Origin of the sequence: Streptomyces sp. NPDC006458 (assembly GCF_040612135.1) — a bacterium.
Taxonomy (GTDB): domain Bacteria; phylum Actinomycetota; class Actinomycetes; order Streptomycetales; family Streptomycetaceae; genus Streptomyces.
The window spans coordinates 67,812-80,486 of the sequence record NZ_JBEXPR010000013.1; the positions used below are offsets into that span (position 1 = coordinate 67,812).

11 protein-coding genes are annotated in these 12,675 nt (G+C 69.9%); 8 read left to right on the top strand and 3 right to left on the bottom strand.

Translation table 11 applies throughout. The annotated features are described in order from the left end of the window. The first annotated feature begins 95 nt into the window (after positions 1 to 95). Positions 96 to 2,993 carry a vitamin B12-dependent ribonucleotide reductase gene (locus ABZZ79_RS19205; RefSeq protein ID WP_356690189.1) on the top strand — a complete coding sequence of 966 codons (2,898 nt, stop codon included), beginning with the start codon at positions 96 to 98 and terminating at the stop codon, positions 2,991 to 2,993. A 226-nt stretch (positions 2,994 to 3,219) separates the two neighbouring features. Beyond that, positions 3,220 to 4,008, top strand: coding sequence for a DUF2785 domain-containing protein (locus ABZZ79_RS19210; protein ID WP_356690191.1), 789 nt, complete (start codon positions 3,220 to 3,222; stop codon positions 4,006 to 4,008). 176 nt (positions 4,009 to 4,184) lie between these two features. Here ABZZ79_RS19210 and ABZZ79_RS19215 read toward each other — a convergent pair whose 3' ends face one another. Further along, positions 4,185 to 4,718: a TerD family protein gene (locus ABZZ79_RS19215; RefSeq protein WP_356690193.1), complete on the bottom strand. Its 534-nt coding sequence runs from the start codon at positions 4,716 to 4,718 to the stop codon at positions 4,185 to 4,187. 148 nt (positions 4,719 to 4,866) lie between these two features. On the opposite strand from ABZZ79_RS19215, the gene ABZZ79_RS19220 reads away from it, so the two are divergent. From ABZZ79_RS19220 to ABZZ79_RS19230, 3 genes are all read left to right on the top strand, one after another. Then, a complete protein-coding gene (locus ABZZ79_RS19220; RefSeq protein WP_356690195.1) occupies positions 4,867 to 5,472 on the top strand; it encodes a YdbC family protein in 606 nt (201 codons plus the stop codon). A 205-nt stretch (positions 5,473 to 5,677) separates the two neighbouring features. Beyond that, the gene (locus ABZZ79_RS19225; protein ID WP_356690197.1) at positions 5,678 to 6,337 is read left to right on the top strand and encodes a histidine phosphatase family protein; all 660 of its coding nucleotides are present in this window, start codon (positions 5,678 to 5,680) and stop codon (positions 6,335 to 6,337) included. 12 nt (positions 6,338 to 6,349) lie between these two features. Next, a complete protein-coding gene (locus tag ABZZ79_RS19230; RefSeq protein ID WP_356690199.1) occupies positions 6,350 to 7,255 on the top strand; it encodes an ADP-ribosylglycohydrolase family protein in 906 nt (301 codons plus the stop codon). Between the two features lie 456 nt (positions 7,256 to 7,711). Here the strand turns inward: ABZZ79_RS19230 and ABZZ79_RS19235 are convergent, their stop codons facing one another. Next, positions 7,712 to 9,259, bottom strand: coding sequence for an MFS transporter (locus ABZZ79_RS19235; protein ID WP_356690441.1), 1,548 nt, complete (start codon positions 9,257 to 9,259; stop codon positions 7,712 to 7,714). Positions 9,260 to 9,455: 196 nt separating this feature from the next. Here ABZZ79_RS19235 and ABZZ79_RS19240 point away from each other — a divergent pair, with 196 nt between their 5' ends. The 3 genes from ABZZ79_RS19240 (at position 9,456) to ABZZ79_RS19250 (ending at position 11,571) form a co-directional block, all read left to right on the top strand. Further along, positions 9,456 to 10,079 (top strand): TetR/AcrR family transcriptional regulator, encoded by a 624-nt coding sequence (locus ABZZ79_RS19240; protein ID WP_356690201.1) that lies wholly within the window; start codon positions 9,456 to 9,458, stop codon positions 10,077 to 10,079. Between the two features lie 80 nt (positions 10,080 to 10,159). Further along, on the top strand, positions 10,160 to 10,861 hold the full coding sequence (locus ABZZ79_RS19245) for a ribonuclease HII (RefSeq protein ID WP_356690203.1): 702 nt from the start codon (positions 10,160 to 10,162) through the stop codon (positions 10,859 to 10,861). A 68-nt stretch (positions 10,862 to 10,929) separates the two neighbouring features. Continuing rightward, positions 10,930 to 11,571, top strand: coding sequence for a hypothetical protein (locus ABZZ79_RS19250; protein ID WP_356690205.1), 642 nt, complete (start codon positions 10,930 to 10,932; stop codon positions 11,569 to 11,571). A gap of 471 nt (positions 11,572 to 12,042) precedes the next feature. On the opposite strand, the gene ABZZ79_RS19255 is transcribed toward ABZZ79_RS19250, so the two are convergent. Beyond that, positions 12,043 to 12,669, bottom strand: coding sequence for a hypothetical protein (locus ABZZ79_RS19255; protein WP_356690207.1), 627 nt, complete (start codon positions 12,667 to 12,669; stop codon positions 12,043 to 12,045). Positions 12,670 to 12,675: the final 6 nt, after the last annotated feature.

A 12,675-nucleotide genomic window follows, 5' to 3' on the forward strand; every position in this document is an offset into this window, starting at 1 on the left:
GGCGGTACGCGGGTGCCCGCAGCACCAGACAGAACACCGTGCCACGGGAACATACGGGGCACTTCAGGGCGTTTACGCCCGTACAGGGAGGCGGCATGACAGAGACGGCGAGTGGTCCGGCACGAGGTTCCCGAGCGAAGGGCACCAAGGCCACCAAGGGACTGCGTATCGAGCGCATCCACACCACCCCCGGCGTGCACCCGTACGACGAGGTCCAGTGGGAACGCCGTGACGTCGTCATGACCAACTGGCGCGACGGCTCGGTCAACTTCGAGCAGCGTGGCGTCGAGTTCCCCGACTTCTGGTCGGTGAACGCGGTCAACATCGTCACCAGCAAGTACTTCCGTGGTGCCGTCGGCACCCCGCAGCGCGAGACCGGCCTCAGGCAGCTGATCGACCGCATCGTGAAGACGTATCGCAAGGCCGGTGAGGACTACAGCTACTTCGCCTCGCCCGCAGACGCCGAAATCTTCGAGCACGAGCTGGCCTACGCCCTCCTGCACCAGATCTTCAGCTTCAACAGCCCCGTCTGGTTCAACGTCGGCACGCCCCAGCCGCAGCAGGTCTCCGCCTGCTTCATCCTGTCCGTCGACGACTCCATGGAGTCGATCCTCGACTGGTACAAGGAAGAGGGCATGATCTTCAAGGGCGGCTCCGGCGCCGGCCTGAACCTCTCCCGCATCCGTTCCTCCAAGGAACTGCTGTCCTCCGGCGGCAACGCTTCCGGCCCCGTCTCCTTCATGCGCGGCGCCGACGCCTCCGCGGGAACGATCAAGTCCGGTGGCGCCACCCGCCGCGCGGCCAAGATGGTCATCCTCGACGTCGACCACCCCGACATCGAGGACTTCATCGAGACCAAGGTCAAGGAAGAGGAGAAGATCCGCGCCCTGCGCGACGCGGGCTTCGACATGGACCTGGGCGGCGACGACATCACGTCCGTCCAGTACCAGAACGCCAACAACTCGGTCCGGGTGAACGACGAGTTCATGAAGGCGGTCGAGCAGGGCGGCAAGTTCGGCCTCCGCGCGCGGATGACCGGCGAGGTCATCGAGGAGGTCGACGCCAAGGCCCTGTTCCGCAAGATGGCCGAGGCCGCCTGGGCCTGCGCCGACCCGGGCATCCAGTACGACGACACGATCAACCACTGGCACACCTGCCCGGAGTCCGGCCGTATCAACGGCTCGAACCCCTGCAGCGAGTACATGCACCTGGACAACACGTCCTGCAACCTCGCCTCGCTGAACCTGATGAAGTTCCTGAAGGACGACGCCAAGGGCCACCAGTCCTTCGACGTCGAGCGCTTCGCCAAGGTCGTCGAACTCGTCATCACGGCGATGGACATCTCCATCTGCTTCGCGGACTTCCCGACGCAGAAGATCGGCGAGAACACGCGCGCGTTCCGTCAGCTCGGCATCGGCTACGCCAACCTCGGCGCCCTGCTGATGGCGACCGGCCACGCGTACGACTCGGACGGCGGCCGCGCCCTCGCCGGAGCCATCACCTCCCTGATGACCGGCACCTCGTACAAGCGCTCCGCCGAACTCGCCGCGGTCGTCGGCGCCTACGACGGCTACGCCCGCAACGCCCAGCCGCACCTGCGCGTCATGAAGCAGCATGCCGACGCCAACACCGCTGCCGTGCGCGTGGACGACCTGGACACGCCGATCTGGGCGGCCGCCACGGAGGCCTGGCAGGACGTTCAGCGCCTCGGCGAGAAGAACGGCTTCCGTAACTCCCAGGCGTCCGTCATCGCCCCGACCGGCACCATCGGTCTGGCGATGTCCTGCGACACCACCGGTCTTGAGCCCGACCTCGCGCTGGTCAAGTTCAAGAAGCTGGTCGGCGGCGGCTCGATGCAGATCGTCAACGGCACCGTGCCGCAGGCCCTGCGCCGCCTGGGCTACCAGGAGGAGCAGATCGAGGCGATCGTCGCCCACATCGCCGAGCACGGCAATGTCGTCGACGCCCCGAGCCTCAAGCACGAGCACTACGAGGTCTTCGACTGCGCCATGGGCGAGCGCTCCATCTCCGCGATGGGCCACGTCCGGATGATGGCCGCGATCCAGCCGTGGATCTCCGGCGCCCTGTCCAAGACGGTCAACATGCCGGAGTCGGCGACCGTCGAGGAGGTCGAGGAGATCTACTTCGAGGCCTGGAAGATGGGCGTCAAGGCGCTCGCCATCTACCGCGACAACTGCAAGGTCGGCCAGCCGCTGTCGGCCAAGAAGAAGGGCGACGACAAGAAGCCCGAGGCCAAGGCCGAGGCGGCCGTCGTCCCCACCAAGGTCGAGAAGGTCGTCGAGTACCGCCCGGTCCGCAAGCGCCTGCCGAAGGGCCGGCCCGGCATCACCACGTCCTTCACCGTCGGTGGCGCCGAGGGCTACATGACCGCCAACTCCTACCCGGACGACGGTCTCGGCGAGGTCTTCCTGAAGATGTCCAAGCAGGGCTCGACCCTCGCGGGCATGATGGACGCCTTCTCCATCGCCGTCTCGGTGGGCCTGCAGTACGGCGTACCGCTGGAGACGTACGTCTCGAAGTTCACCAACATGCGCTTCGAGCCGGCCGGCATGACGGACGACCCGGACGTGCGGATGGCCCAGTCGATCGTCGACTACATCTTCCGCCGCCTGGCGCTCGACTTCCTGCCCTTCGAGACCCGCTCCGCCCTCGGCATCCACTCCGCCGAGGAGCGCCAGCGTCATCTTGAGACGGGCTCCTACGAGCCGCTGGACGACGAGGACGTCGACGTGGAAGGCCTGGCCCAGTCGGCGCCGCGCGCCCAGGAGCTCAAGGCCGTCGCCGCTCCCAAGGTCGAGATCGAGGCGGTCGAGCCCGCCCCGAAGCAGGCGCACACCAGCGCCGAACTGGTGGAGATGCAGCTGGGCATCCAGGCCGACGCCCCGCTCTGCTTCTCCTGCGGCACCAAGATGCAGCGGGCCGGCTCCTGCTACATCTGCGAGGGCTGCGGCTCGACGAGCGGTTGCAGCTGATCCGCTGAGCAGTGAGTGAGAGGGGCGCCGGTCGTGTACCGGCGCCCCTCTTCGCTTTCGTCCTGTGCCGACGCGCGCGTGCACTTCCTGTGCTCACGCGCGCGTGCCGCCACCAACTGCTCCCGCGCGTGTGCCGGTGCCAGCTCCCTCCGCGCGTGTGCCGGTGCCGTGCCCGTGCTCTTGCCGCCCGCCCCAGGCGACGGGAGCGTCCCAGTAGGCTCCGCGCATGCATCTCTCACCTCGATACGACGGTGACATCCGCGCCCTGACGGGCGCGCCCCGCGCGGACGCACTCGACGCGCTCGTCGAGGACCTTCGCGCGGCGGACCCCGCTGTCCGGGACGACGGAGCCTATGTCACGGCCGCGCGCTGGATACCCATGCTGGAGCGGGCCGAGCGACATCGTCTCGGCGACCGGATAACCGTGCACTTCACCGACCCGGCCGTCCAGGCGCGGACGTTCGCCCCGCTGGTCCTGGCCCGGATCGTCGAAGCGGGGGACTGGCGTGAGGCATGGTGGAGCCCCTTCGCCGAGTGGTACCCGGCCGAGCGGGACCTGCGCGGTCATGACGCCGAGCTGGGCTGGCTGCACGCGGCCGCGCACGGAGCCGATCTGCTCGCGGCGCTGGCCCGGCACCCCGGTCAGGAGCCCTCACGGCTCACGGACCTCGCGGTCGCCCGCCTGCTGGCGCCCACCGCGCACCTCTTCGACGCTCAGGAGGACGACCGCCTGGCCTACGCGCTCGCGCAGATCCTCAGCCGGCCGGACCTCGGCGCGGAGAAGGCCACCGCGTGGCTCGTGCCGATCGAGAAGGCTTTCCGCACGGGCGAACCGGGGCCGGTCCCGGCCTGGGCCTCGAACACCATGCGCACCCTGCGGATGCTCTACCTGCTGGCCGACCGGGGTCTGCGAACCCGCAACACCGACGAACCGGCACACGGGGTCACCCACCGCGAGGCCGTCCTGGAGGGCCTCGCGGCGACGCTCGCCGTTGTGGCGCCGTACACCGGATGACGCCGGCCCGTGCGGGGTGACACCGGCCCCGAACCCCCAGTTGAGGCGTCAGCGGTGACTTGGGCCGCGGTGTCGGCGGCGATCAGGCCCGGGGTGTCAGCGGCGATCAGGCCCGGAGTGTCAGCGGCGATCCGGGCTGGGAGGCCCTCCAGTACGGCCTCGCGGTGACCGGGGCTTCAGGGACGCCCGATCGCGCCCATGGACGGGATGAAGGCCGCCGGGTCGTCCTCGAAGCCGCGCAGGCCCGGCTGGAAGTCCCAGTTGCCGGCCTCGTCGCGGATGAACTCGGCGACGGTCACGGCGGTCGCGCCCAGGACCGTCCCGAAGTCGTCCAGGGCGAGGTCGGTGTACCCCTCACGGATCCGCAGGCCCGGGTTGGCGACGGTAGCGAAGGTCCGTCCGGCGGAGCGCTGTTGGAGGATGACGCCGACGACCACGCGCGCGTAGCGCGGATCGAGCCGGTCGAGCTCCAGGATCATGACCTCGTCCCAGCCGAGGCCCTTGCCGTCCTTGCTGTCCCGGTTGAGATGGATCGTGCCGTCGGGGGAGCGGCTGTCGAAGTGGACCACGTAGGCGGGATCGCCGTACGGCGCGTCGCGCGGATAGGTGCCGGCCACCAGGTCCAGGTCCGTGGGCGGCTGTCCCGCTGGGCTCGGATCCCACTTCAGGGCCACCTCGGCCTTGTGGATGCCCTTGACGAGGTCGTTCACCGGACTCCCCTTCCCCGTTTCGTCTGCGGACCCAACTTCCGTGCGCTGGAAGCCGGTTGCCATCCTGTCACGCCCGCGCCGACCGTTGCCGAGGAGGTCTGCGGACGAGCGCGACCCTCGCCACGCTCCGTGGCCTTACGATGGCGCGGTGCTGGTCAAGTGGATTCGCTGCACCGTGGTGGACCGCCGCGGTTTCGAGCGGGGGCAGCGGAAGTGGGCGGGGCTTCCCGGCGAACCGGGTTTTCGCGGGCAGGGCGGCGGCTGGAGCCGGGGACGGCCGTCGGTGGCCCATGTCTTCGCCTTCTGGGAGAGCCGCGCCTTCTACGACTCGTTCATGGCGCGCTCCCACGACCGGCTCGCCGCGACCCAGGCCGGCACCTTCAAGGACGCCCAGGTCAGGCTGTTCGAGTACCGCTTCGACGTGAAGACCGGCTTCGAGCCGCGCTTCACCGACGCGGATCTGATCAGGGTCGCCCTCTGCCGTGTCCATGAGGAGCGCGTGGACAACTTCACCCTCATGCAGGAGAAGGTCTGGAACCCGGCGATGGCCGGTTCGCCGGGCATGATCCGCGGGCTGTTCGGCGAGGCGCCGGGCAATGAGTTCATGGTCCTTTCGATGTGGAGGTCGGCCGCCGAGCACGGAAAGTACCGGACCGAGCGGGTGGAACGGCTTGCGCTGCGTGCCCAGACCGAGGCCGACGTCGCCGCCCTCACGGGAGACATCGTGGAACTGGAGCCATCCTGGACGGTGTGACGGCTTCCCACGCCCCACGCGCGTGATCGCTTCGCGCACTGCGCGCGGAGCGATGGCTCCCCGCTCGTCGCGGCTCCGCAGCCACCACGCGCTCACGGAGGCCACGTGTGCACAGTGTGTCCATCGGTGTGCGAATGGTGTGATCTACGCCGTATGGAGCCCGTACACGTGCTCGGTCCGGCCTCGCTCGATCTAGGGTTTTGGCATGGCACGACCACGGCGCATCATCCTTGTCCGGCACGGCGAGTCAACCGGCAACGTCGATGACACCGTGTACGAGCGCGAGCCCGACCACGCGCTCGCCCTGACCGAACGCGGCTGGCAGCAGGCCGAGGAGAGGGGCAAGGACCTGCGCGAACTGTTCGGCCGCGAACGGGTGAGCGTGTACGTCTCCCCCTACCGCCGCACGCACGAGACCCTCCGGGCCTTCCACCTGGACCCCGAACGCATACGCGTGCGCGAGGAGCCCCGGCTGCGCGAGCAGGACTGGGGGAACTGGCAGGACCGCGACGACGTACGGCTGCAGAAGGCGTACCGGGACGCCTACGGCCACTTCTTCTACCGCTTCGCCCAGGGCGAGAGCGGAGCCGACGTCTACGACCGGGTGGGCGGCTTCCTGGAGAGCCTGTACCGCAGTTTCGAGGCCCCCGATCATCCGCCCAACGTTCTGCTGGTGACCCATGGCCTGGCCATGCGGCTGTTCTGCATGCGCTGGTTCCACTGGTCGGTCGCGGATTTCGAGTCGTTGTCCAATCCCGGGAACGGAGAGATGCGGATGCTCGTTCTCGGAGACGACGACAAGTACACGCTCGACCGGCCATTCGAACGTTGGCGGGATCCTGAGCCGTACGGGATCACCGGATAGGGTGGCAGGGCGATGATCGCTGATTCCTCTTCCCAAGGGTGCCTGGAGCGCGCCCTGGCCAGCCTGCGCGGACTGACGGTGGGTGACGCGCTGGGCTCGCAGTTCTTCGTGCCGGTGAACTATCCGCTGCTCAAGCGCCGCGAGCTGCCGGACGGTCCGTGGCAGTGGACGGACGACACGGAGATGGCCTGTTCCGTGGTGGCCGTGCTCGCCTCCCACCACCGCATCGACCAGGACGCCCTGGCACTGTCCTTCGCCGAGCACCACGACTTCGACCGGGGGTACGGCCCCGCCGTCAACCGGCTTCTGCGGCTGGTCCGCGAGGGCGGGGACTGGCGCGAACTGGCCGCCGCGCTCTTCAAGGGCCAGGGATCATGGGGCAACGGCGCCGCGATGCGCATCGCGCCGCTGGGTGCCTGGTACGCGGGCGACCCCGAGCAGGCAACCCATCAGGCGGAGATCTCCGCCTACCCCACGCACCAGCACCGCGAGGCCGTCGTCGGCGCCATGGCCGTGGCCGCCGCGGCAGCGTTGGTCGGTGCCCCCACCGGGCCGCCCGGCCCCGAGTCGCTTCTCGACGACGTGATCGCCCTCGTGCCCAAGAGCGCCGTGGGCGCAGGTCTGCGCCGCGCCCGGGACATGCTCGACTACGGCGACGCGGGCACGGTCGCCGCGGTGCTCGGCTGTGGACGGCGTACGTCGGCTCACGACACCGTGCCCTTCGCCCTCTGGTCCGCCGCCCGCAGCCTCGGCGACTACGAGAAGGCCTTCTGGACCACGGCCCAGGTCGGCGGCGACGTGGACACCACCTGCGCGATCGTCGGTGGCGTGCTCGCCGCCGGGAAGGCCGGCGCACCGCCCGCCGCCTGGGTGGACCGGACCGAGGCGGTACCGGACTGGGTTCCGTCCGGCGCCTAGCGCCCCGGCAGGCGGCGTTTGCCCGACGGGGCGCACGTTGCCTGTTGGGGCACCAGCGCGACCGGACGGTCGAGCTCGGGCCGGGCCTGCCTGGTCGAGCCCTGGCCGGGCCTGCCTGCTCACGGCTCGCTTCCGCGACTCGCAAACTCTCCGTGTTCGCCGGGAACTCTCCGTGATTGCGGGGCGTTGTCGGGGTGAGCGCTGCACGAGATAGTGCACGCGGTACCGGACGACGGTGACGGCGGTGGGGGTGATCGGGTCATGGAAACGCTCTGGGTGCTGACCGCGATCGTGTGCTGCGCGGCGGCTGGGGCGGTTGTTCTCCGTAACGAGGAGACGACTGTGCCGCCCGCAGTGGTGCGGGCGGCACAGCGCGCGATACGGCCCGGCGGCCCCGGGCGTCCCCCCGCGACGCCCGGCGATGTGCTGCCGGGACCGGACCGGTGCGCTTCCGCGTCAGCCGCCCATCGGCCCGGCGTTGCCCGCCAGGGCCTCCAGGTCGCTCTTGCGGACCCTGATCACCAACACGGCGGTGGCCAGGGCGAGTACGGCCATCGCGGCGGCCGGGACGAACGAGGCCGAGATGCCGTGCGAGAGCACCTCGTGTCCCCAGGGCGCCGGCAACTGCTGCGTCTGCGCGAACTGCGCCTTCTGCTCAGCCGTGCCGTGGGCCATGAAGTCGGACACCTGCTTCTCCGCCTCGTCCTTGCTGGCCGTGCCGAAGACGGTGGTCAGGATGGACAGACCGAGCGAACCACCGACCTGCTGCGTGGCGTTGAGCAGCCCGGACGCGGCACCGGCCTCGTGCTGGGCGACCCCGGAGACCGCGGTCACCGTCACCGTCACGAAGATGAGCCCCATGCCGAAGCCGAACACCAGCATCGGTCCGAGCACCCCGCCCGCGTACGAGCTGTCCGGGGTGACGAGGCTCTGCCAGGCGAGGCCGATCGTCACAAGAGCGGATCCCGTGATCATGAACGGCTTGGGGCCCAGGTTGGGCAGGAACCGCTGCGACAGCCCCGCGCCGACCGCGATCGCGACCGTGACGGGCAGGAAGGCCAGACCCGCCTTGATCGGGCTGTAGCCGAGCACGTTCTGCACGAACAGCACGATGTAGAAGAACATGCCGAACATCGCCGCGGCCAGGCCCAGCATGATCACGTATGTGCCGGAGCGGTTGCGGTCGCCGAACATCTTCAGCGGGGTGATCGGCTCCTTGGCCCTCGTCTCGATGAACACGAACGCGAGCAGCAGCACCACGGCGGCGGCGAAGGAGCCGAGCGCCAGACCGTCCCGCCAGCCGTCCTCGGCGGCGCGGATGAAGCCGTAGACCAGCGATGCCATGCCCACGGTCGAGGCCAGCGCGCCCGCGATGTCGAAGCGGCCGGGGTGCCGTTCGGACTCGCTGATGTACACCGGTGTGAGCGCGGCGATCAGTACGCCGATCGGCACGTTGACGAAGAGGACCCAGCGCCAGTCGAGCCACTCGGTGAGCATGCCGCCGGCGAGGAGACCGACAGCGCCACCGCCCGCGGAGACCGCGGCGAAGACACCGAACGCGCGGTTGCGTTCCGGGCCTTCGGGAAACGTGGTGGTGACCAGCGCCAGCGCGGTGGGCGAGGCGATAGCGCCACCCACACCCTGCAGGGCGCGTGCCGCCAGCAGCTGCCAGGGTTCCTGGGCGAGTCCGCCCAGCAGCGAGGCGAAGGTGAACAGCAGGATGCCGGCCAGGAAGACCCGGCGGCGGCCGAGGACGTCACCGGCGCGGGCGCCCAGGAGCAGCAGTCCGCCGAAGGTGAGCGTGTAGGCGCTGACGACCCATGTGAGATCGGTCGTGCTGAAGCTGAGAGCGCCTTGAATGTGCGGGAGTGCGATGTTCACAATCGTCGCGTCGAGGACCACCATGAGCTGGCAGGCCGCGATGACGGTGAGCGCGATGCCGGGATGCCCCGCCCGGCGTGCCTCACCTGGTTTCTGGTGCTGGGTCAACTGAGAGGTCGTCACCATGGGTCCCTCACAAGTGCCTTAGTGAACGATGGCGTTCACTGTCGCGTCCACGGTAGTGAGCTACTCGTAGTGAACGCAAGCGTTCACTGGCGCTGCCTCGGCGCGTCGTTTCCCCCGTCGCCGCCAGGTGACGCGTCCCCGTTGTCCCGGACCGCCTCCGGGATTCCCCGCTTCTGTTCGCTGGAGAGACTCGATGGTTACCTCGCGCTGGACGGCCGCCCCCGCTCGGTCGGCCTCGATCCGTCGGCGCGGCGTGGTGCTCGAACGCGCGATCCTCGACGCCGCCCTGGAGCAGCTCAGTACGGTCGGCTGGAACGGCCTGACGATGGAGGGCGTCGCGGCCGGCGCCCAGACCGGGAAAGCCGCCGTCTACCGGCGCTGGCCATCCAAGGAGGACCTCGTCGTCGACGCTCTCCAGGCCGGACTGCCCCGGCTGGAAGGAGCGCCGGACCTGGGCGGTGTGCGTGAGGACCTGCTGGCCCTGTGTCGACAGGCACGGGATGCGATGTTCTCCCGACCCGGTCACGCCTTGCGCGCGGTCATTCACGAATGCGACCCCACTCAGGCCGAGCGCTTCCAAGGAGTGATCTTCGACTCGGTCGTGGAGCCGACGATCAGGATGCTTCGGGAGGTCATCACCCGCGGAATCGAGAGAGGCGAGGTGCGGGGTGACGCGGCCAACGGCTATGTCTTCGACGTCATTCCGGCGATGATGATGTACCGCTCGAAGATGTGCGCGAGCGAATGGAAGGACATGGATCTCGAGGAACTCATCGACCGGCTGATGATGCCGCTGCTGCGGCCGGTCACTCTCTGACGGGCGCCTCAGGCCGCTCGGAGCCTCATGGGGAACCGGGGTGTCGCGGAGGCTTCCGGGCGTCGTAGGCTAAGGGCGTCATGGCGTACGAACCACCTACTCACACCGTCGAGCGCTCCCTCCGAGCCACGACCGGAGCGAAGATCGTCGCCGGTGTCGACGAGGTGGGGCGCGGTGCATGGGCCGGGCCCGTCACCGTCTGCGCGGCGGTCACCGGTCTTCGCCGGCCCCCCGAAGGCCTCACCGACTCCAAACTCCTCACCGTCAAGCGGCGGACCGTGCTCGCCGGGGAACTCCAGAAGTGGGTGACGTCCTACGCGCTGGGGCACGCCTCTCACGAGGAGATCGACCGGATGGGGATGACGGCCGCCCTGCGGCTGGCCGCGGGGCGCGCTCTGGACGCCCTGCCGGTGCGCCCCGACGCGGTCATCCTCGACGGCAAGCACGACTACCTCGGCGCCCCGTGGCAGGTCCGTACGGTGATCAAGGGCGACCGTTCCTGCGTCGCTGTCGCCGCGGCCTCGGTGATCGCCAAGGTCCAGCGCGACAAAATGATGGCCGAACTGGGCATCGAACATGCACACTTCGGTTTTGCGGACAACGCCGGGTATCCGTCGCCCGTGCACAAGGCCGCGCTGGAGGAATGGGGACCCACTCCCTTCCACCGACTGTCGTGGGCGTATCTTGATGCGCTGCCCCAGTGGCGGCACCTCAAGAAGGCCCGCAGCTGGGCGGACGGAAGTGTTCCGGAAATCGAGGGTCAGCTCGGCTTCGATTTCTGACGGTTCTGCTCGCACGTATGTGCCACCCGCCGACGCGAGCCGCACCAACGTTTGATAAATATCAGCTCATGCCTCTCATCCCCGAGGAGCCTCAGATTCACGAGAGTGCCCAGGGTCCCCGCGCCACCCCGGCCAGCGGCCGCACCGCGCCGACCCCCCGCCCCGTACCCGGCCCCCGCCCCGTGGCGCCGCCGCGCCCCGGTCGTCCGGGACCGCTTCGGCCTACGCCGCCGGCCCAGCGCGCCCCGCGCGACACGGCCGCCGGCAAGCCCGGTCCTTCGGGCCCCGCAACCCCCGCCGCTTCCGGCACGGCTTCGGCCTCGCCGCAGATCCAGGTGATCCCGGCCTCCGCCGAAGGCGCGCTCGACGCCGCCGAGGAAGCCGTGGACATGCTGCTGGACTCGGGCCGAGCCCCGGGTGACGTCCTGGTGATCACCACCGGCGAACAGCACCCCTGGGCCGCGCACGAGCTCTCCTTCGGAGAGACCGCCTACTGGGCCCAGCACGACGCCGGCGACGACGTCTTCTACGCCGACCCCGCGCACGCGGGCCGTGCGGCGACCAGGGCCGTCGTCGTGGTCGCGATCAACGGCGGCTCCGACGCCGTGGCCGCCCAGGTGCTGCCGCTGGCCCTCACCCGGGCCGGTGCTCTGCTGATCGTCTGCGGCGACCCGCAGCAGACGAACTCGGTTCTGGGCGCGGGAGTCTGACCCTGCCCTGAGACGTCCGGGGCGAGACGGGGCGACGAGCCGCCGTCTCGACCGACACCTCACAGAGGCCGAGGCACGGACGACCGGAGGCGCGCTGAGGCGTGCCTCCGTTTGACCTGCGCCCGCGTACGCCGCAGCGCGCCGAGAGGCGCGGAGCCTCGGGAGCGGGGTGGCTGGACCAGGGTGGCTGGGGGGAGGCCGGGTTCACCGGCCCGCCCGGTGCCGACGCGGCCGGGCCGCAGGGTGAGGTGTCGCCGCGCTCTCAGGCAGTGCCCGCCTGATCCGTGTACCGACGGTCCCGTCGCCATGCGTGAGGAAGCCGACGGGACCGCTCAGTGGGCCGCTACCCGTGAGGACCCGTCGGAACCGCAAGCTGCCATACGTGAGGACCCGTCGGAACCGCATGTCGTTCACACATGAGGCCTCCGGCGGACCAGCAAGCCGCCGCGCGTGAAGCGTCGGCGGAACCCTTCAGAGGGCCGCCACCCGGCGCAAGCCGTCGGATGCCGCGCCGCCAGTACGTGGCAGCGCCGGGAGACCCTGGACGGCGTCGAAGGGTTCGGGAGCCGAGTTTACGCTGGGACGTCGGCCGGCCCGGCCCTCGCCGAGCACCTGCCAGCCGTCGTGCGTGAGCGTGATGTACGCCCCGCAGCGTAGCCCGTGCAGCGTGCAGGCGTCGCGCAGACCCCACATCCAGGCGCCGTCCTCCTCCGTCCAGCGGGCGTCGCCGTCCCGGCAGTAGAGCAGGATCGCGGTGCGCGCCGGCGTACGCCGCCGCAGGTCGTGCGGGATGACCCGGCGGAGCTGGGCGAGCAGGGAGTTGCGGAACATCCAGCCGTCGGCGGGTGTCGACCGGCGCGTGAACGAGGCGCTGGCCCGCAGCCGTTCGTCCTGATCCAGCACGGCCACGATCGCCGTCGAGAGCCCGGGCCGATGCCGCGCGTGCAGCCCGCTGACGACCTCACGGGGATTGCGCAGCAGAGGGATACCGGCCGCGGCCCACTCCGCCGGCTCCAACACACGGGCGGCGGAAGCGGTGGACAGGTTGGCGGACGTCGACGTCGATGCGGTGGGAGACGGAGCGAATCCGAAGGTCACGATCCT

Bases quoted from the DNA above. Each gene is read 5' to 3' on its own strand.
- ABZZ79_RS19245 (WP_356690203.1), top strand. From the start codon at position 10,160: ATGGCGTACGAACCACCTACTCACACCGTCGAGCGCTCCCTCCGAGCC.
- ABZZ79_RS19210 (WP_356690191.1), top strand. From the start codon at position 3,220: ATGCATCTCTCACCTCGATACGACGGTGACATCCGCGCCCTGACGGGC.
- ABZZ79_RS19225 (WP_356690197.1), top strand. From the start codon at position 5,678: ATGGCACGACCACGGCGCATCATCCTTGTCCGGCACGGCGAGTCAACC.
- ABZZ79_RS19250 (WP_356690205.1), top strand. From the start codon at position 10,930: ATGCCTCTCATCCCCGAGGAGCCTCAGATTCACGAGAGTGCCCAGGGT.
- ABZZ79_RS19230 (WP_356690199.1), top strand. From the start codon at position 6,350: ATGATCGCTGATTCCTCTTCCCAAGGGTGCCTGGAGCGCGCCCTGGCC.
- ABZZ79_RS19240 (WP_356690201.1), top strand. From the start codon at position 9,456: ATGGTTACCTCGCGCTGGACGGCCGCCCCCGCTCGGTCGGCCTCGATC.
- ABZZ79_RS19205 (WP_356690189.1), top strand. From the start codon at position 96: ATGACAGAGACGGCGAGTGGTCCGGCACGAGGTTCCCGAGCGAAGGGC.